The following is a 25,022-nucleotide window of genomic DNA, read 5'->3' on the forward strand; positions in this document are numbered from 1 at the left end:
TCCCTTTTGTTCGAACTTATGTTTGTAGAATGTTTTTTCGCATGTTATACTTATTAATAAGAAAAACGAAAGAAAACGAGGTGTTAGAAAACATGGAAAAGTTAACGAAACGCCAGCAAGACATTCTCGACTTTATTAAGCTAAAAGTACAAGAAAAAGGATATCCACCTTCCGTACGTGAAATCGGTCAAGCAGTCGGCCTCGCTTCTAGTTCTACAGTGCACGGACATTTATCACGACTAGAAGAAAAGGGCTATATCCGACGCGATCCAACAAAACCACGAGCAATCGAAATTTTAGGCGATGACCGAATGGATACAGAAACACAATCTGTTATTCAAGTTCCAATCGTCGGAAAAGTTACTGCCGGTTTACCGATTACAGCAGTCGAAAGTGTAGAAGAGCACTTCCCACTTCCAGCTAGTATCGTTTCTGGATCAGATCAAGTATTTATGTTACGTATTTCTGGAGATAGCATGATTGAAGCTGGTATCTTTGATGGAGATTTAGTTGTTGTCCGCCAACAACAATCTGCATACAACGGTGAAATTGTCGTTGCCTTAACAGAGGATAACGAAGCAACTGTTAAACGTTTCTATAAAGAAAAAGACCACTTCCGTCTACAGCCGGAAAACTCTTCATTAGAACCTATCATTTTAAAACAAGTGTCAGTTATTGGAAAAGTAATTGGCGTATATCGTGATTTACATTAAAAATAATAAAAGAAGATAATTCCCTTATTTATATAGGGAATTATCTTCTTTTATATATTGGTAGATTTTAATTCATTCCAAAAAACTCGAATGAATCTATCTTCTCATCTATTATTAACGTGTTTCTATAGTAACATCTCCAGCAGCCGTTTTGCCGCTAATCTTTTTACTCCCATTACCAATTGTTACGTTTTTATTTTCCTCATTAAAAATTATCACATCTCCAGCAGGAGTTTGCCCAGTTATTACTGCATCTTTTGGTTTTTCCGATAAAGTAATAGTTACATCTCCAGCAGTTGAGCTTGCCTCTACATCATACTTAGGATCATGATCCATAATATATACATCCCCACTAGTCGTTTTTGCTGTTACTTTCCCCATAACCTTTTTAAAGTTCACCTCGCCAGCTTTTGTAGATCCCTCTACGTTCTTAGCTGTTACATACTTCAAATCCACTTCTCCTGCCAGCGTTCCAACATTTACGCGGTCACTTTTCACATCACTTATTTCTATTTGTCCAGCTGCTGAATGTACTTTGATCTCTTGGTAAGAACGTTCTGGTACAAATATAGTCAATGTAGACGTTTGAAATCCGAAATTGTAAAAGGAAAAATCAAACGAAACATCTTTTTTTCTTTCCCCAATAACTTTTAATGTGTCACCATCTTCAGTAATACGAATTTCTTGTTTACTTACATCTCCTGTTTGCTTTACATAAAAAGAGGCATCCGGAGATTTTTGGAAGACAATATCCCCAGCACCTAACTTAACTTCTATATTTTTTAACGTTTCGTTTTTAATTACGTCTTCTTTATCGCCTTTTTCTGCAGTTTGCACTGCTTTTTCATATGTTTGTGAAATCCCTATTACCCCAATAATGATACAAGCGATAGCTACTAACAATATTTTTTTCATCATCTACTCCCCTTTTATCATTTTGAAGTTCCATATCACATAACGTACGCACAATCTTTTAAACCACTTCGTACTATAATACGCTATCATACATAACAACAAACCTACTCCAACAAATGTTATACTAACGAAAAGATCCAACCATATAAAAGTGCCCATAAATACTTTTACGATAACGAAAAATGGTGTCACTACACTAGCAATCCCACCGACCCAAAAAGAAAATATAAAACCGATAATTGCAACTAAAGGGCCTAACACGATAATAAAATTAAATAAACTAAGTCCAATCGCCGCCATGACAGCTCTTGTAACATTTGAAGTCGATGGATCTTTTTTCATTTCATCGAAACGATACATCGCAAGTAATTCTTTTGCAATTACTTTAGGAGAACCAAGTCCTTTTATTATTTCTAATTCAGTTTTCCCCTCTTCTATCCCAAACTGAAAGTGCTCTTCATAATCAAATAAAATATCTTTCCTCTCTTCTTCCGGTAACTTTCTAAGCTGATTCGATAATTCTCTAAGGAATTGTTCTTTATTCATCCCAATTCACCCCTTCAATAATTTCTTGTACCCCTTTCGCAAAATCACTCCACTCTGTTACTAACAAATGAAGTTGCGTCTCCCCTTGCTCTGTTAGCTGATAATATTTACGAGGCGGTCCTTCCGTGGACTCTTTTAAATACGTTTGAAAATATCCCTCTTTCGTTAAACGACGTAATAATGGATATACTGAACCTTCCGATATTAAAAATTTATTTGAAATTTGCTGTACAAGTTCATAACCGTAACTATCTTTACGTTTCACAAGTGCCAAAACACATAGCTCTAACACACCTTTTTTAAACTGAACGTTCAAATGTAATCCTCCTTTCTTAGTTTAGTACTGTTCAATACACGGTACTAGATATATCCATAATATACCACTTGGTACTATTTATTGCAAGGTACTTGTTTATATGTATTCACTGACTTTAAAAACGCGCAAATAAAATCCCGAATAAGATTCTGTTGTAGTTCACCATTATTCGAGATTTTATTCGATTCGAACTGCATTCATACAAAGCTTCATTCAATTTTTCTCCTCTAAGAACCAACTTCCATTTGTGACCCTAGTAAATTTCGAAATACACCTTTTCTTTCTTTAGCTAGTTGATTAAATTCACCTTTTTGAACAATTTCACCTTTTCCTAAAACAATAACTTGATCTGCGTTGCGTATAGTAGATAAGCGATGTGCAATAACAACAATAGTCATTGTTCCTTTCAATCTTTCTATTGCTGATTGAATTTTTACTTCATTTTCAGTATCTAACGCACTCGTAGCCTCATCTAATACTAAAATCGACGGTTTTCTTAAAATAGCTCGAGCCAATACAAGTCGCTGACGTTCACCACCTGAAAGCCTCACCCCACGATCTCCAATCAGTGTATCAAGTCCATTTGGAAGCATTCGTACAAATTCAGTTGCTGCCGCAAATTCTAATGCAGCCCAAATTTGTTCTTCATTTACATTCGAGTCAATCATCATTAAATTCTCTCTTATACTAGCATTAAATAAGAACGGATCTTGTGGTACATAGCTAATAGCCCGTCTTAATGATAATAAATTATCAGTTGTAAGAGGGATACCATCTATTAACACTTGACCTTTTTCTGGTTGGATTAACCCCATTAACACATCAATTAATGTACTTTTCCCAGCACCAGAATGTCCTACAATTGCCGTCATACTATTTATTGGAATTTGTACATTAATGTTTTGAAGTGCATATAAAGCTTCTTGCTTATTATAACGAAAAGAAACATCCTTACACTCAATACCTTGTTTTATACAAATCGGCTTTATATGTTTTTGCATGTATATATCCTGCATTTCAACCGCTTCATTACACTCCTGTTGCAATTCCCATAATGACTTAAAGGCAGGAATGCTTGCAGCCAGTTGTTCTAAATTTGACTGAATCGTCATGAACCTTGGCCATAATCTTGAAAAAATGAGAATGATTAATAGTAACTGGGCCGTTTGCGCTTGAAACATATTTACTGACAAAAATATAAAAAATGCAATTAATATAGCCATTGAAATTTTATAAAACAATTGAGAGTTTGACCTTATTCTCATATACTCCATTTGTTCGCTACTCATCTTTTTTGTTATAGATTGAAACCAATCCAAACGTGATCCTTCCAAAGTATTGCTCTTTATATCTTTAATTCCATTGAAATGATCTGTTATACCAGAAAGATAGTCTTTTGCCAATTCTGAGGTCTTACCGCCTAGTATCCGTGCTTTTTTTATAAAAACACGAGAAGCTACCAAGAACAATAAGCCAAAGCCCAAAACAAATACAGTGACTTGGGGAGATAATAAAAACGCAAGCCCTACCTGTATGAATGTAAATAGAATAGTAGCTAGCAATTGTAAAATTAAATTAATCCCATAACTAACACGAGCTAATTCTGTAGTTAATATATTAATTAGATTTGTTTTCCTTTTTTCTAAAAAAAATCTCCACTTTGCTTTTAAAATCATACTATATGTTTCTACTCTTAACTTTCGTACAAAAACTTGTTGCGTCCTCGCATCTCTTAACGTTATATTTCTTTGCAGTATATTTTGACTTAACACTATTAATACATATATACCTAAAATAGAAATTAAACTTGTTATTTTAGGGAAATCCTGCAAAATTCTATATACAGGTGCAATAAAAGAAGTCTCCTCACCTGTATTAATTATTCCAGTCATACTTATCATAGGAAGTAATAAAATAATACCTATCCCTTCAAGTAAACTTATTAACACCATACCAAATAAATTCACATACAGTATTTTTCCTGCTGAAGAATATAATTTCTTCATAAAATATATAATATAATTCATCGATGTTCCCCCAATAACAAAGCAAACTTCTTCGTTTTCCTCCAAATACATAGAAACGGACGTAAAGGAAAATATAAAAAATGAAGAAATTTAGGTAAAGGCAATGTTTTCGCATCAATTGGATAAGGATATAGTTGGCTCATAATAAATAAAGTTTTTTGCTGATTAGACATTAGCGAAAATAAATGTCGACTATGATAAGCAAGTACTTCTTCAGGAACCGGATCGGTATGTAAGTTTATCATTTGCTTGAAATAAAACAACGCTTCTTGCGCTAACTGTTTTGAATGTTTTTTAGCTACTAATTCCATCATTCTTTCATCCATCCGTACACCTAGCAATTGAGATGACAAAATTAATGCTTGTCCTCCTAAATGTAGCATTTGATATGTTTTCATTAGTTTATGAATCTCACTCCAATTAAGATCTTGATTGACAATTTTTTTTATATCTACTAACCAGCGTAATCTGGACCAACCATGTCTAGCACCATGAGATACAAGAAATAAAAATAAATCTTCCTTCCCTAGCATATATACGGAATTACTCGTAAGGGTACTTTTTCTCTTTCGCTTCCAAAGCTCTTCAAACCCAGGTTCCTTACCAGGTCCGGGATTTAACCGCCAATGAATCTCAAGCTTAATCTGCTTTGTCGGATGAAAAAATGTTATATGATGATGCCTCCATTTCCAATCATTTAATATCGTTTGAATATAATCATCTTTTACATACCCCTGCTCTAAAAGTAGTATTTCTACTTTTTCTAAATTTTGAATTGGAATAAGAACGTCCAAATCACAGGATGTTCGTAAAGAAATATCTCCATATAAATCCTGAGATAGTACAGGCCCTTTTAGAAAAATCATACGAATCTCATTTTCATTACATATTTTATTTATTCGTTCCATTTCAGCACTTAAATAAAGCATTTGAAATGTATTTTTTTTATATTTTCTATTCAAGGATTGTACAATATGTGAAGGAATTATTTCCTCATCTACCTGTTTAAGTTTTTGATATATCACCGGATAAACGCGATGATGCACAGCCTGTTCAAGAAATAATTCCCAATCAATATCCGAAAACCATTCATTGCTGTAAGTTTGCATTGTTTCATCATCTGTTAACTTCAAAATTGCAAAAAGAAGTTTCAATTCCTTAGACATGAACTCTACATTAAGACCAAAATCTTTCTCCATTTTACTCTCCTTTAATAGTGTTCTCACTTAGCCTCTTTGCAAATGATCCAACGACAGTGAATTTCTCCATTCCCTCCGATCCAGTAACATAAAAAGAACCGCTACGTAACCATGCATGTGCAATTAGTGCCCCACTATTATCCTTAGCAGTTCCTAAATAAAGAGTACTCTCAATGTCACGTTTTTCAAGCATTTTCATCCCAGCTATCGCTTTAACGAGACATTGACTTTCCCAAAAAGTATAACGACTCATAATAGAAATTGCTTCGGACACCTCCTTTAGTGTACCCTCGTGTTGCTGAATTTGAGCAACTGATGTTTCGTTCATGTAATCCCCTAAAGAAGGTGCAACTTTGGAAAAGGTAATACTTTTTAGTACACGCGCCCATCCTAAAAAAATAAAAGCCTCTAAAAATAAAAGCTTTGTTTCCATGTTCAGCAATAAAAATACCCTTAACCTTTTCACAATATTCATTAATCCCTTCCTAACAGTTCTATTGAAATTATAAATCTATCTATTAGGCTGATCTTTTATTTGAATTAACCCTTCTTGAAATAAACACTCTAAAAAGGTAAGAACTTGCTCTTCACAAGCTTTTTGTTCAATATCATAGTTGGATACTAACATAGTAACAAGCTGATTAATTATTATTGGCTTTTCAATAAGCTCCCATATTTCTCCGCCTATTTCACCTAAGTTATAGTAATTTCCTTTCTGGACATTTAACATAACTTTTTCCCCATCCATATCGCTTACTATATTACCTTTACTTTGGACAACGTTATGTTTTAATGATATTTTTCTCGAGTGGACAACCATCAACCATACTCCCTTTCTGTATAGTATTTAAAATAACTTCCACAAGCTCATGAGCTGTAAATCTTGAAGTCGGGCGACTTACTTGAAACATTTCCATTCCACTTGCAATATGAGTTGAAGTTTCAAAATGCCATTCCATCAATCCTAATTTAGAAATCAAAGAACTCCTAAAAGTATGACGGTATAATTTATACAAGCGTGCGAGCCCTTCTATACGGGTCATCTCAATATCTTCTCCCTGTGTTTTTACTAATTCAATAACACCAGCAAGAGGTAATGGATCTGGAAAAAATTGAGAATTAACAGGAACAGCATACTTCGTTTCTCTTTCAAATAAAGCGCTAAATTGCGCTACTTCCATTCCTAACTCATTTATGCTCTCTTGCCATAATTTTTGTTGTGCGTAAGAAGGATGAACTATTGCAGTATTTTTATTCAAAAGAGACACGGCAACTACATCATCACTTAAAAGCTGATATCCTTTATTCAAAAAAGCCGAGGCTAACGTTGATTTTCCAGCCCCTGAATCACCAATTAATGCATACGCTTTTCCATCTATGGCAATTACACTCCCATGCAATGGGAGTGTTTTACGTTGCATTAAAAGCGCCCCCATACAAGTGCCCAGAATATATAGGCGAATTTTATCTTCTTCTGCGTCTGCCATAGGTGAAAAGGTGATTTTCTCGCCGGCTTGTACAGAAAATATTGCAGTTTGAGGAACATGAAACATAACTACATCATCCTCCACTACAATTGTTTTTTGCTTTTCTGCGCTATATTTACTCCACTGTTCTGACAAATCCGTTATTTCAACTTGAACATCTGCCATCTCTTTTTTTTCATTCAGCTGAGACAACTCGGGTAATGGAATTTCACTTACTATTTTTAACCCGAAGGCTTGATATAACACATTCCCCACAGAATCAAACATCCTATCCCCCACATTGTCAATTTTTTGAAAGCTCTTATATAATAAAGCTATATAAGAGCTTTATTTTTCCAGTGACTTAACTGTACTTCACTGGGTCATCTGGGTCAGGTTGAACAGCATCTGGATATTTATGCCCAGGCCCAGCCATAGTCATATTAATATTAAGCACTTCTAATACAGGTTGTTTCCATTCCTTTTTCATACGTATCACCTCCTTTCATATTGCTTTTTTTATAAATCGATAAAAGATTAAGCTGCGCATTAAAACTCTAAAATCTAAATCAAATGCATATTCTGGTCGAGGTTCTTTACAAATTTTTGAGATAGCTTTCTTAATTACCTCTACATTTAGAAATTCAGAGATTACTGGATCTACACTAAGTTCTTCAACTTCCTCAATAAATTCATTCCAAAAAGGAGCCATACGGTAAACACCATCTGCACCTTGAATACCGCGAACCCGTTGATTCAATCGTACTTTATCAGGAAGGAAGCTCTTTGTGGCTCTCCGGATCAGGGCTCTATCTAAACCATTTTGAACATACTGTTCTTCTGGGACTGACAAACAAAATTGAATCAATCGTAAGTCATTTGTGGGATCACGATCCCATAAGGCATAACGTAATGATAATTTCGTTTCATACGTGCCATTTATGCTCCAATAATATGGTTTTTCAAACTGTTCTCTTTTCATTTCATATGCATTAGAAATAGCGGTGCCTGTTATATCGATTTCTTGTTCTCTAAGTCTGTCAAAAACATTCATTTCCCTTGCAAATTCCGGATTAATTATTACGGAATTTGCATCTTGTTTTCCTGAAAAAAGTAACTGATGCAAAAATGGAAATGCCTTTCGTCTTACCACTTCAAAAACACGTGATTTTTTTACTCCTATATTTCTACTATATAAATATAGTTCACGATAAAAACGAATCCAATGTAGCTTTTTCAATAACATTGCCTGGTAATCTAAAATAGGTCCCCATGATACTGTCCAATTACCTCTTTGACCACTAAGAAGTACTCCTATTCCCTGCTGAGATGCTTTTTCATAAACTCCACTCAACCAAAAAGTATTCTCAAAAAATTTATATGGCATCTCCATTGTTTCCAGCCAATCATCAATTTCCGATAGTGGGCTTCTCTCTGGCAATTCTAAATAATAATCCTGTATATTCCCTACATGCTCTACAGTCGATTGAATAAATGGTCTTTCGTCAGCTATCCTACCTTTGTGTGTCCAATCTTCAAATCCTTCTACTGGAACATAACTATACGTATGTAATTTTTTATTTTCAGTCCGTAAATCCCTTGCAGCAAAACTAACGACAGAACCTGAGTCTAACCCTCCACTCAAATGGGCTCCGACTTGGTGGTGTGTTCGCAAACGTGCCTTCACTGCACTTTTATACACCTCTCGAAACGCCTCTTCATACTCTTCATTTGATTTTAAATTAAGCATTTTCCCAACAGTTGGTGTATAGTATCGTGAAAACTTCACTTCGCCTTCCTTTACCAAAATAGTGTGTGATGGAGGCACTTGTTCTATATATTTGTAAACTGTTAACTGTGGATCTACCGATTCGAAATTTACAGGTATAGCTAAAAATTCAGCAAGCCACTGCTCATTCAATTTTTTCTCAATATACGGTAGAGTAAATAACGGATTTATAATGGTACAAAAAGCAAGTTTTTCCTCACCACGATAAAAATAAAGGGTCCGACTTCCTGAAAAATCTCTGGCACCAAAAAGAATTTGTTTTTTCTCATCCCAAATCATAAAGGCAAAATCGCCTACCAAATATTTTGGAGTCGCTTCCCCCCATTTCTGATAAGAGAGTAAAATCAACTCACTATCTGTCATGTTTTTTCTATCCGAATAATCCACTTGTAATTTTTCAAATAACTCATTACGATTATCAATAATAGCATCTGCTGTAATTGCCAATTGCTTTTCATAATTATAAAAGGGTAATTGTTCACCAACTGACTCTGGTGTAATCCATTGTGCATGACATCCTAGAAAAGCATTTTCTTTGTGCCATATTTGAATATCGTCAGCAGGGTACTTTTGTAATTCACTCATTAATCGTGTGCCATGTTCAATTGATATAGGTTCATTATTAAAGTGAATAATGCCAGTTATAGCGCTCATTTCTTCCTCCTAATATATGAAAAGTTACTACAATTACTATTTACATATTAAATTCGTTAAACATACCCCTTTATCATTCTTTTTAAAGAACGAAATTTTTTATTTTTATTACTTTCTCAATTACATGCTTTAATTTACTCTCAGACTTATATATTATAGACATTTCCAAATCTATACTCCTCCCTTTTTTTTATGTAAATTGAAACTGAACACTAGAAAAGATTCATTATAAAGAACAATTAGTGGTACGTATACAAATCTAATTCAAATTCCATTTTCACTTACTTTTCTTTTAATTCTTCCATTCTACAGCTTTTAAAATGCTTTGAATTACCCTTTGTTGATCTTCTGCTAACATATTAGATCCTGAAGGCAAACAAATTCCACTTTGAAATAGGTACTGCGACACATCTTCATTTTTGCTATGCGGATAATACTTCATCTCTTTAAAGAGCGACTGCATATGAAGTGGCTTCCACATAGGACGCGCTTCAATGTTCTCTTCTGCTAAAATTCTCAACAATTTCCCAATAGAAATCCCAGATTCCTTTTCATCAATTGTCAATGTAGTAAGCCAACGATTTGGGCGAGTATGTTCTAATTCAGGCATAAAATAAAACCCTGGCATGTGAGATAGCGCTTCGTAATACCGTTTATATACAAATCTTCGAGCTCTCACCCTATCTTCTAACACTTCTAATTGTCCTCTACCAATACCAGCTAAAATATTACTCAGTCGATAATTATACCCTATCTCACTATGCTCATAATGTGGAGCTGGATCCTTTGCTTGTGTCGCTAAAAATCTCGCTCTTTCCAATGCTTCTACATCATTAGAAACTAGCATTCCACCACCTGAAGTTGTAATAATTTTATTTCCATTAAATGAATAAACACCAAATTTCCCGAATGTACCGCTTGCTTTTCCTTTATATGTAGATCCAAGAGATTCTGCTGCATCCTCAACTATAGGAACATTATATTGATGACAAAGTGAGAGAATTTCATCTAGTTTAGCACTCTGACCATATAAATGAACAAGAATGATAGCCTTAGGCAAATTCCCCATTTTATTAGCTTCATATAATGCATGTGCCAATGCACTCGGTGACATATTCCAGGTTTCCGGTTCTGAGTCAATAAATACCGGTTCCGCTCCCAAATAAACAATCGGATTTGCACTCGCTACAAAAGTAAAACTGGAACAAAATACTGTATCTCCCTTTTGAATACCTAATAACTGCAAAGCTAAATGAATAGCAGCAGTACCTGAACTAACTGCAGTACCTCCTCTAACTCCTACAAAAGATGCAAGTTCTCGTTCAAACCCATCGACATTTGGCCCAAGAGGAGCAACCCAGTTTGTATCAAATGCATTTTGGATATATTTTTGTTCATTCCCACTCATGTGCGGAGAGGAAAGGTAAATTCGCTTTTTATGCTGAACTGTGTGCATGTAAACACATCCTTTATACATATTTAAATACTATGTATCTAAAAACATATGCTTTAATACAGATATATCAGATAATCTCCTTAAATTATCAATTGTATAATGTGCTTTATAAGCTTGCTCAACTATAAGATTATGGTAAATTCCATCTTCTCTACTAATATGGATCGTTAACCATTTCAATTTCTTGGCCGTTATAAAATCCTTACTTAAATTATCTCCTATATAGACACATTGCTCATGAGGCACCTGGAATTCCTTACTTATTTTTTCATAAGGAATTTTGCTTGGTTTCCAACATTCTTTTCCTAGCTTATCAGTGAGAATTATTGAATGAACCCTCTCTTTTAACTTTAATGCATTTATTTTTCTTTCTTGAGCAACTAAATATCCATCTGAAATAAGTCCTATTTTAACGGTATTAACCAAATTATTTAGTACCCAATCTGCTTCATCCAACAATTGAATATCTGGTTTATGGAACCTATACTGTTCTATCAAATTACTAATCAATTTTTCATCATAATCAATGTCTAACTTTTTAAGTGTTTTATTAAACACAAACTTTCTTTCACCTGAATTGAATAATCGAATTGCGATATTATAAAAACCAATTTTTCCATAGTTATCTTTAATCCAATCATCCACTGCTTTAAAGCCACTTACGACATAATCTTTCTCTTTATATAAAGTATCATCCATATCAAAAACAATTGCTTGAATCACCATATTAAATACTCTCCATAAAAACCGCTTCGTCATATCTAAGCATTGTTAAATTTTCTCTCCAATTAAAGTCTTTATCTATAAAGACTTCCCCCTGACACATTTTAATTGTCCAAAGTGGAAAATTCGCTCCTGCTTCTATTGATAGTGGTATTCCTCCTCCAAAACGAGGGTTTATTTCAATAAACGTAATTTGCCCATCCTCCTTTTTAAAACATTGTAAAGTAATACATCCAATAGGATTAGGAAGAGCTTTTATTACAGTTTCTGCTGCTTGGATGATGTCAAAATCTTTCTTGGTCACACCTTTACTTACCTCACCTGCTCGTGTCTCTATACGCAATCTAGGAACGATCGTTTTTATATTCCCATAGAAATCTACCATGACATCTATAGTGTATTCCTCTCCTGAAACGTACTCTTGTATCATAGCGTTAGGTATATACTCCTTAAAAAATTCCAATTCCTTTTCATTCATTATTTTTGTTACACCTTTACTAGAACTGCCATCATAAGGTTTAATTAATAGTGGAAATTGATATTCCTTTCTTCCAATCTCTTCATCACTATACACTCTAGGAGTTGGTATATTATTAGAGACAAAAAAGTTATATGTGTATTTTTTGTTATTAGCAATTTTATTTAATTCCATACTAGAAACTAGTACTTTTACACCAATACCTTCAAAAACCTCCGAATTATTAGCCATAAGGATTAATTCCGTATCAATTAACGGAATTATTAGATTTATCATTTCAGATCTACATATTTTTAACAATTCATTTATATATCCTTCTTCATTTACACGCGGAACAATAAAATGCTTATCGCTAAAGTAAATGGTAGGAGCAGTTTCTTTTAAGTCTGCAGTAAAGATTTTCCCTTTGATTCCTACTTGTTCAAATACCTCCTTAAATTTTTTAATTAAAGTGACCCTCCTACCAGAGCTAGTAAACAAAATGTTCATTTTATTCCCCCCCATGCTCGATTCCCCCCTTAAAAACTGGCATAGTCACATGCTTATTATTTGTTATCCCTTCCGATTTTAAAACCTTACTAAAAGTTAGATATAAAATTTTCAAATCTAAAAGAAAACTTTGATTCTCAACATACCATACATCTAATTTAAATTTCTCATCCCATGAGATACTATTTCTTCCATTAATTTGAGCCCATCCAGTGATTCCAGGTTTAACATTATGCCTTTTAGCTTGCTCTTGCGAATATAAAGGCATATATTCCATTAATAATGGTCGAGGGCCCACCAAACTTAATTGACCTTTTAGCACATTTATTAATTGTGGTAATTCGTCCAAACTATATTTCCTCAGGAATTTTCCAACTTTAGTTAATCTAGCGTAATCTGGTAAGAGCTCCCCGCTATTATCTCGCTCATTGGTCATCGTACGAAATTTATAAAGATAAAAGGGTTTTCCATGTAACCCTGGACGTTGTTGTCTAAATAAAATAGGTGATCCTATCTGGGTTTTAACTATAATTGCTACTAAAAGAATAATGAAAAAAAAGCAAATTAATAATAATAAAGAAATAAAGATATCCAACAGTCTCTTCATTACCAATCATTCCCCCATCTTAAATTATTACAAATGCTTTTCCAAAGTGAAATAATATATAAAGTATTCATTACGGATTGAAATCAAGTATTTTCAAGTTGTAAGTAAAGAATTGTATTCAATTTTTCTTTACTTATCACCTGCAAACATTTTCTTTAGTACACAACTTTAAAACTTAATAAGTAGAAGAAAGCAATACACATAGGTGCAAAATATATTTTCCAAATGCTTATCCAAGAGACTATTACACACTGTAAAAATCTCAAAAAGTATATTCACAAAAACAATTTTATAAACAACGCTTAATAGTATAAAAAAACATTTATTATTAAAACATTCTCCTACTCACTATTTTTTAGTATGCAGTTAACGTAATAACAAAAAGCTATTATGTTTATAAAAAACATAATAGCTTTTCTCTTTTCTATAGTAGTAACTAAAAGTCAATAAGCATATTATCTATTAGGAATTAGACTATTTCGAATGATTACATTGGACAAAACCCTTCCATGTACCATTATATAATACTTTATAGACATATTTATTAAGAGCCACTCTACTTCATTTCTCATAACTTTTTGAAACTATTCAAATTTAATTATCACCATGCATTAATTTGAATCGATTACACCATTAACAATATTTCCTTGTAAAAATTCCCTCCCCGTAATTGTAATTTTCGCATTATTTAACACGTTATTTTGAATTACTACTTGAGGTGTACTACTCGTTGTTCTATTATCTATCCCAACTTGCATCAAATTTGTGGAATTTATAATATTATTTTGAATTATCACTTGCTTACCAGTAAACGCTGCATCCAAAACAATAATAGCTCTCTGAAGAGTATCATTTGTAATTTTTATAGTATTTCCCCTTAACACTATTTCATCAGATACATTTTGAATATTCAAGACCGTACCATTTGGTTTTTCTATATGACAATCTATCATCTTGAATGCTTTGAGGTTATTCACTGTAAATAACGTGTTATTTCTATCTATACTAAAGAACTTGCAACCTTTTAATTCTAAAGTGCTCCCTGTACTTGCTATCCCCAAAAAGATTACATCCTTAAAAAAGCAATTTGTATACGTCCCTGCAACTAGGGTTGGGGGTTTAACATTATTAAATATAATATTTTCAAATATCCATCCTGATTTAACTGTTCCTACTGGTACATAATTTAAATACAAAACGTCTTGTCCTTCAAATATACAATTTGAGATAGTTTGCGGTTCATTTTTCAGCTCTAATGTCCACTGATACAATGGTGACAAGGAATTAAGTTTATCTGTATCGTTTATAAAACGACAGGAATCAACTTTAACCGCATATGGAAAGGGAGTATCAATAATCATTTTACTATTAGAAAAAACATTATCCGATATATTAATAGATCGATTTACATATACACCTTGAACATTTACTTGCGCTCCGTATACATAATTATTGGAAAAAATAACATCTCCTAACAAAGAGACCTTGGTTAATCGGATATTATTCCCTGTTACGATTACCCTATCTGCACCACCATTAATAGACAACCCAACATAAGCATTTGTAATGGTATTCATAATAGAATTATTCGATATATAGATAAATTTCCCATTTACAACAATAATATTATAATTTTTATTATCATGAAAATTATTTCTTTCAATATATATATATTGATTTAAATCATATCCATCTTCAATATCTAGTCCACTTTGTGGATTGGTACCTGCGATGTGATGAATATCATTATCTCGAATATATACATTCTTTGCCCCACATACACTAATCCCTTGTCTACGGCAATCATGTAAATTACATTTTTCTATATAAGTATATTGCGAAAAAGAAGGTACCCGAACATTTATTAAACAATTTGCAGGAGCAGGAACATTCCCTTGATGCAAAACAACTTTAGCATAACTTGCTCCATTAGGGACTTCTACTTCATCAAAGAATTGTACATTGGTTTTTGAAGATAAAAATATATTGTTTGAAGTGTAAAAAATGACATCATAATAATCGCATTTTATTTCAGAACCCAATGCTCCAAATCCATTTCCATATAATCCAAAGTAACCATACTTTACAATAGCCACTTGGGTCATATCAATTTGCAAATTGGAACGTATCTTTGTTGTACTACTTACCAATGAACCATCTGTTGTATTAATTGCTCCCTGTTCAAATGAACTTGCTAATGCTGTAGGAAAAGGTGAAATCTGCCCAAAAGTACTGTTCAGTGTAATGGCATCTCCAGTACAATCTAAAATATCTAGATTATCTAAAGATACAAACCGTGTATTGTTCCCCCCATCAGCAGGTGGAGTAAAACTCCCCAATTCAATGCCGTACCCTGCCTCATGTGTTCCCCCACTAGAGTAATCATGTGTATATCTATCTCCTTGGATAATACCATTTGTTATCCTAGAATATACTTGATTTCTACGAAAACTTATAATTGCATATCCAGTCAAATTATTTGTTTCCATTTTTAATGTCGAACCGTTTAGATTCAAAGTTAAATGACTTGGTGGTTCGATGGGTGTTTGTTTATCAATCAAATATATTCCTCTAGGTAACACAACTTCCGTATAACCTTGTTGAGCCGCCCATACTAGAGCATTATTAATACCTTGGGAAGTATTGATAGCATCAGTCCCATCATTCTTAACATCCCATCTATCTAATTCTAATACATATATACTTGTAGGATTTGTAGCTTCAAATGATTTTGGAATCCATTTTAATTGCGTACTATCATAAGTTAAAATGTCATTATGAAAAGGAGGCTTGGACACCAAATCTAAATCATTCAAATTCCCAAGATTATCCCTTCTTCTCCACATCAATTCACACCTCTTTTTTGCTTTTCTACATCTTATGTTTCATAAGGTAAATTGATTGGATATAAGAGAAGTAATATCACTTTTTATTGTTTTTAGATATCCATTATTTAGAAAGCCTTTTTACAATTCCTTTCTCCTTCCTAAAAAGGTCTATTCTTACTAGCTGTTTTTATTTCAATACTCTTTTATTTATACTATTTAAACTTACAATATTATTAAAAAGACACTATACTCTTTATACATACCCCCCTATTATTACCTACTATTATTTTCAGAACAACCTAAAATCTCTTCCGTAAATAAAGCATTTTTTACTGTGATATGGAAAAAATAAAAATGCTAATTTATGGATAATTATTATTCGGAAATTTCCGAGTTAATATTTTCGACTTTATTTTTTTTATTAATATCCGGGTTAAATTAAGGAAATATCGATACTCTTCCACCTCTTTAAATACCATCCAAAAGATTAGATTCGGAATAATCAGGCACAAAACACTACGTATTGCCATGTCCATAAATATATTTATGTGAAAAATATAACCAATAAAATCCGTTGCTATAATAGAAAATAATACAAGCACTACAAACAAAATATATCTAATAAAATATACTTTTACAGATTTTTTGAAAATCATTTTAAATATAATATAAGGGTCATACCAAAAGTAAGTACATAATCTACTAATAACAGTCCCTAAAAGCACTCCTGCTATTCCTATTTGTTTCGCAAGAATTATAGAAACTACAATATTTATAATTGCCGCTATAATAGGTCTGTACTTCCCTTTTTTAAATAAACCTGTGGTTTCTCTAAACATTGTAGTTGTATTTTGCATTCCTGAAGTGAAAAAATTAAGTAATATGAAAAATAATACATACTTATTAAACACATATTCCTCACCTAACCAGATTGTTATAAAAGGATTTATCAAATTCCAAAGGCAAACTGTACAAAATCCATATATCCAAAAATTTAAAAAGTTAATTACACGAAAAATAAAATATTTTTTTTCTGCATTTTCTTTCACATTCAAATTTCCAACACTAGCAGTGATAGAATAAAACAAATAGCCTAATAAGGTATTTAATGTATTTAAGATCAACAAATAATTTGAATAAACCCCAACCCAAATAACCCCAATAAATTTCGATATAACTATATTATCTGTTGCATTAATTACTACACCACTAATTTTATATAGCAACAAGGAATACAAATTCTCAAAAAACTCACGTCTGTCTGTCTTAGATAATTTCGCATTATTTTTTTCTTTTAAAAATGGATATAATTTATTTGCCTTATTTGCAATATATACATTCTCAATTACTTTTAATGTTAATTGAGCTACCAGTACTACAATGTAATCACTAATAATTATTAATAAAACAATTTGTAATGCATTAGATATAATCATGAACAAAGTGTGTATTTTAGAAATAATATAGTTACTTTGATCAGCAATAATAATAGATTGCTTATATACAAAATAATATGATGACACTGAACTTATTAAAAATAAAAGATAGATAATGTTAATGTCTTTAATCGTAGTATCTGCATTCACTAAATGATCAAGAAATGGCAATAGAGATAACCCTATTAATAAAACTACTACTCCTATTAATCTGTATGCTTTTTGATATAAATTCATTAATGCCTGTATTTTATAAATATCCTTCTCAGCTAATGGCCTATATAAACTATATATTATAGCTGTATCAAATCCTAAATTAGCTAGGGAAAACATCAATAGTATACTTGTAAAAAGCCCATCCACACCTAAATATTCTATACCGAGTGTAAAAATAAAAACAGTTCGAACAACAAATCCCATACCAATACTAATTATTTGTCCAGACAAACCGAATAAAATATTTTTTAAGGAGTTTTGTATTCTCATCGTAATACCTTCTATATTTTAATTGTTTTGCGTACCCACTCTACTAAATTTGGCACTAATCTTCCTCTTTAAAATCGGGAAAAACTTTGTTATCCTGTATTTTAATAACGCTTTTCTTCGTTGCGCCTTGAAATCATAATCTAGAAACCAATTTAGTAAATTTTTATCTGTAATACAATCACAATTTTGTTTCATTCGCACTTGGATTAAATTCCAATACATTTCAATGAATGTATTAGTAAAAAACTTCACCTCATTATTTAAAGAAGTTTTAACGTACTGATAAAGATTACTTGGAATATTAAAACCATATTCACGAGGGTCTCTCCCTTCAGCAATAATTCCCATAATTGTTCTTAAACATTTTTCACATTTACAACAATTTTCTTCATTTTTAAAACATACCCTGATATTAACAGGTTCTTTACTAGCTGAATAATGGTCCACAACAACTTTAATCTTTTCTTGCCTAGTAAGTTCGTATCCATCATGAAAGACTGTTCCAGATGCATATTTTATTTCATTATCCACAGTTGGATCAGATGCACAAGTAACTTGATATAATGGGGAATTAGAACTTGCAATATATATACATTTTATCTTAAGTTTAAAAGCTATTGGAATAGCTGCAGATATTATTGCTAGACCATGATGCAATCCATGCCACCATGTATCGTTTAACTTTTCTCTAAAATCATAGTCAATGTTCCCTGCAATTATAAAGGTCCCATAGTTAGATTGTATAAAAATATTTTCTAGTCCATTATCCTTTACAAAATTTACGGCATTTTCTTTATCTGCCTCCCATACTTTACTACCCTCTATTTCATTTTCATGCCATCCATATTCAGTAACTAGCAAGGGGTGTTTATCTTTTATTCTTATAAATGTAGTAAGTGCATCCAATCCACCACTAAATAAAGATGCCGCTTCAAGTTCCGGAATGTAAACATTATCAATAATTTCTCCTACAACCATGGATCCTTTAAATTTCACACCAGGAAACATGTTTTGATATGCATTTTTTATATTATTTAAACAAATATAAAAAGATTTATCTAATTCATTTATTACTATTGTTGAATTAGTAATCCATACAAGAGGAACTACATTCGCAACAAACGGAATAGCCAAAATACTTAAAGGGGTATCAGATACATCATAGTTATATTCAAGAAACATATGATTACTTGTCTTAAAATACTTTTGTAAATCCCCCTTAATACTAAAATAATAATCCACTCTATTATTTCTTACGACAATTTTATCGAGAATTATACTATTCATTTGAGCCTCCTAATAAATCGCCATTTTTATCACAATACATTTGTTAATTAGAGAACTGTTTTAACCATTGATTTACTACATCAAAATTCACTTGAACATCCGTGATAAACTCTGCATTTATCATTTTTTCGAGATTATTTAAATCTTCTCTATCAATCAGATTTAAATTATACGTTTCCCCCATCCCCTTAGCTCTTTCATCTATAGAGATAATTATTGCACGTTTTTTATGACGCATAGCAAATATACCGCCATGTAAACGCGTTCCAATATAATCAACGGCTGTATTTAGGATTTTTTCATATGCCTCTATAGTAGGAGATATAATTTTTATACCTTGTATACCCTCTAAAGATTTTAAATATTCAAAATCATCAGCATCTTGTATCCAAAAGTAGACATTTTCATAACTTTTGTTAAGTATATCTATCAGTAATTGATCTTTTTCACGATCTTTAGAATGATGAGTTAATGTAAAAACAACCGATTCCGATTTTCCACTCGGAATTCCCCTACAAAAATCAGGCGTAAAAGACCACAAAGTTGCACAACCAGTATTTAGAGCTTTAAACCCCATTTCTTCTAAAAATTTTTTTGTTCTTTCATCTCTAACGCTATGTATATATTCATGTGATAAAACTTTTCTATATAACATTTTTGTATAGGGATTTATTTTATTCCCTTTGCCTGCACCCACTCCAACCAGAATACTCCCCTTTAAAGGACCATAATTAAATATATTTATATTCCACTGCGGAAAATGAGTAAACATATCCATCGCTAGCAAATTCGAACCACCTACAAACTTATATTTCGCATCACTATAAATCTTTACCCTATTTGATTTTCTCGCTACTTGGTACCAATGAAAAGGTGAAACATGAGTAGGTAATGTTAAAACATATGCATTTTTAGTTATATCAGAAAGATGATGCTTTACACACTTCATTATTATATCGTCACCCTTGTTAAGAGAACCTACTGATGTATCTAATACTAAAACATTATCCATAAAAATAATTCCCCCAAGTATCTTTTATAAATAGTAAAAGATTTTTTAGTTTTATAGCTTAATCTATTCTAATTCAATTAACCTATATATCTTTTCCACTTCTATTTCATTACCATAATTTTTTTGGCTTACATTATTAACAATTTCATTTCTGAATTCAACATCATCAATCATTTTTTTTATTCCTTCGACAATTCCCTTTATACCCATTGGACAAATATATCCATCTACTCCGTTCTCCAACTGACTTTTGGCAGTTGAAAAATTAGTTATTAATACTGGTTTCTTAAGAATTTGCGCTTCCCGAACTGTTACTGCCTTCCCTTCGTACCTAGAAGGTTGTACATAAATATCACATGCTTTTATGTACGGGTACGGATTAATCTTCTTACCTAGTAAAACAAATTTATCTTGAAGTCCTAGCTTATCTATCAACAATTTAAGTTCCGCTTCTTGCGGCCCATATCCAACTATGTACCACTCGATATCATACCCTTGATCTAATAACTGTCTAAGCGCATATATAGCGTCATCAATTCCTTTAGCATGCGAAAGTCTAGCAACAGTAATTAACTTGATTCGCTTGCTATTTATTGATATTTCCTGAGTAATATCTCCTTCATTGGATTGTTCACAAACAAATTCAGAATCTATTATGTTTTCTATCACTTGTACCTCTTTATTAATATAAGGTAGACTATTCAGGAATGTCTCTCTACAACTTTCAGAAACCGCCACGATATCATCTATTTCCCCCCACATTTTACATTCCATTTCTTTGTTAAGTTGTATGTTCGAATAATCAGTATGAATCCACCCAATTTTTCTTTTCGCTCGGACTTTATCCCCTATAAAATAATGCGGCCATAAAAAACTTATCGCAACATCGTACTCTTCTCTCAATTTTGGAAGAAATGGAAGAGATATTCTCCATCCATATTGAATGACAAAGTATCCAGGTTCTTTACTATTTACAAACCTTCCATGCATAACACCCATGACTTTTCCTATCACCCTAGTAATTCCAATTGAGAAATGCCCTTCTTGTAATATCTGTTTAATTGATTTTCTAAAAGTAGTATATTGTTGCAATTCTTCTAATAAATTCGGCTCTTTGGGTAGTAAAGAGAAAAATCCTCCTTCATGTTTAAATAACATTAAATCTATATCATACTTACTGTAATCAATTGTATTTAATAAACCAATCAAACTTCTTTCTACTCCACCAATTTCCATATCAAAAGATGTAATTAATATTCTTTTCTTTTTCATAATAGGATACCTCACAAAATCTATTATTGATTTCTCTTCTTCATTTTATATTAGTATTTTGCTGTTACGCTTACCAATTTTCCTTATACATCAGACATATAAAATGAAAACAAATTAGATTACCCTACTTCTTCCTTGCACACAATTCCATATAACGATAGCCACTCGTAAATGTTATCGTTAATATCAAAGCCTAATTTCGATATATTGTTAATTATGAATTCCCTGTCTGGTCTTTCTTTTAACAAGGCTTTATAAATTTCTTTACACCATATTTCAATTTCTTCATCTAAGTCAACAAATGACATTATCCCTAACCCCATATCAGTATTATTAGGTAGTGTATCTGCTACAACACATGGTACACCTGCAGATTGCGCTTCTAAAGTTACAATACCAAACCCCTCAAACAAAGAAGGAAAAATAAAAACATCAAAGCTCTTCATGAGTCGTGGAATATCCTTCCTAACGCCCAAAAATCTAATGTTTTCAAAGATCCCTAATTGCTTTGCTTTTAATTCAATAGAAATCCTTAACGGACCATCTCCTACTAGAATAGCAACAAAATTTGAATCTCTTTTTAAAATTTGCTTTAAAACTTTTAGGATAAAAACATGATTCTTTGACTCCGAAAAACTTCCTATATGTCCTATTAATTTTGCTGTATTCGGTATATTAAGTTCCCTTCTTACGCTGACACTACTTCCAGCATCTATATCAGTAAATTGATTAATATCTATACCGTTTTTAATCAGTTCTATCCTCTGACTTTGAAGCATCCTTTCACCAAATAAAAAACGTGCTGCTTCAACGCTACACGCACAATAATTAGTTCCAGCATATTTAATAATAGATTGCAAAACCTTTAGGATAACTCTTGCTTTTATTCCAGAGTCTTGTGGCCAATTATTACTATGGGAATGACAAATCCTCTTTTTTACACCAGCTATTTTTGCCGCTACAGCAACGAAACCACCTTGATAATCCGTATGTGCATGTACAACTTCATATTGATTATCCGACATAATTTTCACAAGTTCTTTAACATAGGCAAAAGGTCCTATTTGTCCTAAACTAGGTACCTTATATATTCTCCCACCTAAGGCCATTATTTCATCTTCGTAATCATTTTTCTCATTTCGATGGGATACAAAATCAAACTGAAGCTGCTCTCTATCTATTTTCCTATATATATTCATTAATAATGTTTCAGCTCCCCCACGATTCAGAGCGCTGACAATGTGTAAAACCTTCTTTTTATTTATAGGTTCAGGCTTAGAATCTATCCCCATTCAACAATCCTCTCCTAGCATTTTGCACTTTATTATCAAAGTAAATTACTCTTATAGATAATTCCCAAAGTAATTACATGTTCATATACAAAATAAATAAAATAGCACACTAGAACTGCATAATAAATCAACTTTTGATCTTTATCTGTAAATGACTTCACAACCCAAGAAATTAATATTAACTGATACAATCCAAAATATATGGAGAATCTAGCAAATATCCAATTCTGTGTTGAAATAATCATAAAAACAAGACCTAATATAGACATATTTACAATATAATCACTTTCAGGGAATAACGCCCTCATTTTATCTTTCCCAAGGTAAGCCAGTATAATTGGCACTATATTCACAGCAACCCTAAGTATATTGGCACCACCTTCATGAAATTCCTTATATTGACCATATTGAGTATTTCCAATAGCCGAAAATAAAATTTCCGAAAACTGATTAAAACCTATTACTACACATACCGCTAAAAAAAGGAGCAAATATGTCGTTCCTGACCAGGCTTTTTTTCTTACAAAAAAGTATATTGGCATTAAAACTAATGCACTTGCATGAAATGTTGATGCACATAATACAATAACTGTATATTTTTTCCATTTTCCTTCAGAAATATATTTTGTAGCAGCAAAAATAATTGCAGCGGCTAAATATTGCCTAATCCCATTCATTGATGTTAAATACATACCCGACGTAATATAAACATATAAACTCAATTCAATTAGTCTTGAATATTTATATAGTGTTGCTACAATGAGTACATTTGTTATCAATGCTGTAGTAAAAACCATTACTTGAGGATTATCCGTATATTTTTTCAAAACCATTTGAAAAATATTAAAGCCCATGTCTTTATTAGTTTGAACATATTCCCAATTAAACTCCGTTATTTTATATGCATGCATATAAAAATAAGTATCCCCAATATTATTTCGAAGCCCTGCCACCAACACAAGAGATAAAGCCGCCATTATAATCAACAGCCTATTGGGCTTTATCAATGTAAGACTATTAGTCACTGGTATAGCAAAATACCTTGCAAAAAATGCGAGCATGAATACTATAGCAAGATTCATCCAAAGTATGGTCATTATTCTGTCCTCTCATTTAATTACTAAATAAGTCTCTACATGTTTACTTTCATTTTTGTTTTCATTGTAATGTAACTATAAAGGATAGCTCCAAATGGTAGTGCGCAAAATGTCAGTCCTTTACATGGCGATTCTTGTATAAACTTTCTATTTCTCGATATGAAACTACTAGATACATAATGTATAGCTTGCCTATATTTAAATAGTCGATTAGTAAATGGTAATTTCATAAGTTCCTTGCGATAAAAAGCAAAACCTTTTGGGTTTCTACGATATTGGTTTAGCATATTCATTGATGATCCATCAGCCATGTATTCCACATAACAAAGCGCTTCGTTCATTAATAACATCTCATACTGTTGATCTAACATGTAATATTTGTATGCTAACCCTACATATTTTTCATTTTTAAAAATTGGGTATGGATATTTCTTAGTCAATTCTGTACGATAGACCAATTTTTTATCACCTGTGACACCATGTTTGTTGTAAAGATCAAAAAGCGTGGAGTGTTTAAGGTTCTCTGGTAACTTTGAACCAATTATTTGTCCATTTGTATACAAATCCAGTCCAATTATCCCGCTAACTTCTTCATTTCCATAGCTACTCCAAAAAGAAAGGATTTTTTCTACCGCTTCATCGGGCATATAATCATCAGAATCAATACAAACATTTAACTCCGTATCAATCATTTCATATGCTGTATTATGAGCACCATGCATCCCTTGATTTTGTTGCCAATGATACTTAATTTTGATATATTTTTCAGCAATCCAACTATCGACCAATTCTTTTGTGTTATCACTAGATCCATCATCTATTATTAACCATACAAAATCCTTACATGTTTGACGTTTTAAACTCTCATAACAACTTGCAAGACAATACGCTCTATTATAAGTAGGGGTGAAAATCGTTAAATTCTTCAAATTAC

The 25,022-nt window shown here is 32.2% G+C and carries 23 protein-coding genes; 1 reads left to right on the forward strand and 22 read right to left on the reverse strand.

Annotated elements, in window-relative coordinates:
• Positions 1–92: 92 nt before the first annotated feature.
• Positions 93–713 (forward strand): transcriptional repressor LexA, encoded by a 621-nt coding sequence (gene lexA / locus JDS95_RS02470; protein WP_000413736.1) that lies wholly within the window; start codon positions 93–95, stop codon positions 711–713.
• A gap of 114 nt (positions 714–827) precedes the next feature.
• Here the strand turns inward: lexA and JDS95_RS02475 are convergent, their stop codons facing one another.
• The 22 genes from JDS95_RS02475 to JDS95_RS02580 all read right to left on the reverse strand — a co-directional run bounded on the left by JDS95_RS02475 (position 828) and on the right by JDS95_RS02580 (position 25,017).
• Positions 828–1,631, reverse strand: a complete 804-nt coding sequence (locus tag JDS95_RS02475) for a DUF4097 family beta strand repeat-containing protein (RefSeq protein WP_000976108.1) — start codon at positions 1,629–1,631, stop codon at positions 828–830.
• Positions 1,632–2,174 (reverse strand): DUF1700 domain-containing protein, encoded by a 543-nt coding sequence (locus JDS95_RS02480; RefSeq protein ID WP_001031393.1) that lies wholly within the window; start codon positions 2,172–2,174, stop codon positions 1,632–1,634.
• Entirely contained in the window at positions 2,167–2,490 is a 324-nt protein-coding gene (locus tag JDS95_RS02485; RefSeq protein ID WP_001102631.1) for a PadR family transcriptional regulator, read from the reverse strand. The genes JDS95_RS02480 and JDS95_RS02485 overlap by 8 nt, the downstream gene beginning before the upstream one ends.
• 227 nt (positions 2,491–2,717) lie before the next feature.
• Positions 2,718–4,517 carry an ABC transporter ATP-binding protein gene (locus tag JDS95_RS02490; RefSeq protein WP_199690203.1) on the reverse strand — a complete coding sequence of 600 codons (1,800 nt, stop codon included), beginning with the start codon at positions 4,515–4,517 and terminating at the stop codon, positions 2,718–2,720.
• On the reverse strand, positions 4,514–5,716 hold the full coding sequence (locus JDS95_RS02495; protein ID WP_000409754.1) for a nucleotidyltransferase domain-containing protein: 1,203 nt from the start codon (positions 5,714–5,716) through the stop codon (positions 4,514–4,516). The genes JDS95_RS02490 and JDS95_RS02495 overlap by 4 nt, the downstream gene beginning before the upstream one ends.
• A 1-nt stretch (position 5,717) precedes the next feature.
• Complete coding sequence (locus JDS95_RS02500) at positions 5,718–6,191, reverse strand: lasso peptide biosynthesis B2 protein (protein ID WP_001028390.1); 474 nt, start codon at positions 6,189–6,191, stop codon at positions 5,718–5,720.
• Positions 6,192–6,227: 36 nt separating this feature from the next.
• Positions 6,228–6,536: a lasso peptide biosynthesis PqqD family chaperone gene (locus JDS95_RS02505; RefSeq protein ID WP_000260276.1), complete on the reverse strand. Its 309-nt coding sequence runs from the start codon at positions 6,534–6,536 to the stop codon at positions 6,228–6,230.
• A complete protein-coding gene (locus JDS95_RS02510) occupies positions 6,499–7,470 on the reverse strand; it encodes an aldolase (RefSeq protein ID WP_085450471.1) in 972 nt (323 codons plus the stop codon). The genes JDS95_RS02505 and JDS95_RS02510 overlap by 38 nt, the downstream gene beginning before the upstream one ends.
• Before the next feature lie 76 nt (positions 7,471–7,546).
• The gene (locus JDS95_RS02515) at positions 7,547–7,672 is read right to left on the reverse strand and encodes a paeninodin family lasso peptide (RefSeq protein WP_000712621.1); all 126 of its coding nucleotides are present in this window, start codon (positions 7,670–7,672) and stop codon (positions 7,547–7,549) included.
• Positions 7,673–7,687: 15 nt separating this feature from the next.
• Positions 7,688–9,625, reverse strand: coding sequence for a lasso peptide isopeptide bond-forming cyclase (locus JDS95_RS02520; protein WP_199690205.1), 1,938 nt, complete (start codon positions 9,623–9,625; stop codon positions 7,688–7,690).
• 292 nt (positions 9,626–9,917) lie between these two features.
• On the reverse strand, positions 9,918–11,081 hold the full coding sequence (locus JDS95_RS02525) for an aminotransferase class I/II-fold pyridoxal phosphate-dependent enzyme (protein WP_000557691.1): 1,164 nt from the start codon (positions 11,079–11,081) through the stop codon (positions 9,918–9,920).
• Between the two features lie 30 nt (positions 11,082–11,111).
• Positions 11,112–11,807 (reverse strand): HAD family hydrolase, encoded by a 696-nt coding sequence (locus JDS95_RS02530; protein ID WP_000236580.1) that lies wholly within the window; start codon positions 11,805–11,807, stop codon positions 11,112–11,114.
• 1 nt (position 11,808) lies between these two features.
• The gene (locus tag JDS95_RS02535) at positions 11,809–12,786 is read right to left on the reverse strand and encodes an ATP-grasp domain-containing protein (RefSeq protein ID WP_000509383.1); all 978 of its coding nucleotides are present in this window, start codon (positions 12,784–12,786) and stop codon (positions 11,809–11,811) included.
• The gene (locus JDS95_RS02540; protein WP_000825901.1) at positions 12,773–13,378 is read right to left on the reverse strand and encodes a sugar transferase; all 606 of its coding nucleotides are present in this window, start codon (positions 13,376–13,378) and stop codon (positions 12,773–12,775) included. The genes JDS95_RS02535 and JDS95_RS02540 overlap by 14 nt, the downstream gene beginning before the upstream one ends.
• 611 nt (positions 13,379–13,989) lie before the next feature.
• A complete protein-coding gene (locus JDS95_RS02545; RefSeq protein ID WP_199690275.1) occupies positions 13,990–16,224 on the reverse strand; it encodes a right-handed parallel beta-helix repeat-containing protein in 2,235 nt (744 codons plus the stop codon).
• Positions 16,225–16,568: 344 nt separating this feature from the next.
• The gene (locus JDS95_RS02550) at positions 16,569–18,128 is read right to left on the reverse strand and encodes a lipopolysaccharide biosynthesis protein (RefSeq protein WP_001222559.1); all 1,560 of its coding nucleotides are present in this window, start codon (positions 18,126–18,128) and stop codon (positions 16,569–16,571) included.
• An 18-nt stretch (positions 18,129–18,146) separates the two neighbouring features.
• Complete coding sequence (locus tag JDS95_RS02555; RefSeq protein WP_199690207.1) at positions 18,147–19,415, reverse strand: peptidase; 1,269 nt, start codon at positions 19,413–19,415, stop codon at positions 18,147–18,149.
• Positions 19,416–19,458: 43 nt separating this feature from the next.
• Positions 19,459–20,427 (reverse strand): polysaccharide pyruvyl transferase family protein, encoded by a 969-nt coding sequence (locus JDS95_RS02560; protein ID WP_000370972.1) that lies wholly within the window; start codon positions 20,425–20,427, stop codon positions 19,459–19,461.
• Between the two features lie 63 nt (positions 20,428–20,490).
• Entirely contained in the window at positions 20,491–21,699 is a 1,209-nt protein-coding gene (locus JDS95_RS02565) for a glycosyltransferase (RefSeq protein ID WP_000730212.1), read from the reverse strand.
• Positions 21,700–21,818: 119 nt separating this feature from the next.
• Positions 21,819–22,991: a glycosyltransferase family 1 protein gene (locus JDS95_RS02570; RefSeq protein ID WP_000510528.1), complete on the reverse strand. Its 1,173-nt coding sequence runs from the start codon at positions 22,989–22,991 to the stop codon at positions 21,819–21,821.
• Positions 22,992–23,026: 35 nt separating this feature from the next.
• Positions 23,027–24,088: an EpsG family protein gene (locus tag JDS95_RS02575; protein WP_000154275.1), complete on the reverse strand. Its 1,062-nt coding sequence runs from the start codon at positions 24,086–24,088 to the stop codon at positions 23,027–23,029.
• Between the two features lie 35 nt (positions 24,089–24,123).
• Positions 24,124–25,017, reverse strand: coding sequence for a glycosyltransferase family 2 protein (locus JDS95_RS02580; protein ID WP_000793798.1), 894 nt, complete (start codon positions 25,015–25,017; stop codon positions 24,124–24,126).
• Positions 25,018–25,022 lie beyond the last annotated feature (5 nt).

Source organism: Bacillus cereus group sp. N24, assembly GCF_016483345.1.
GTDB classification, from domain to species: Bacteria; Bacillota; Bacilli; order Bacillales; family Bacillaceae_G; genus Bacillus_A; species Bacillus_A toyonensis.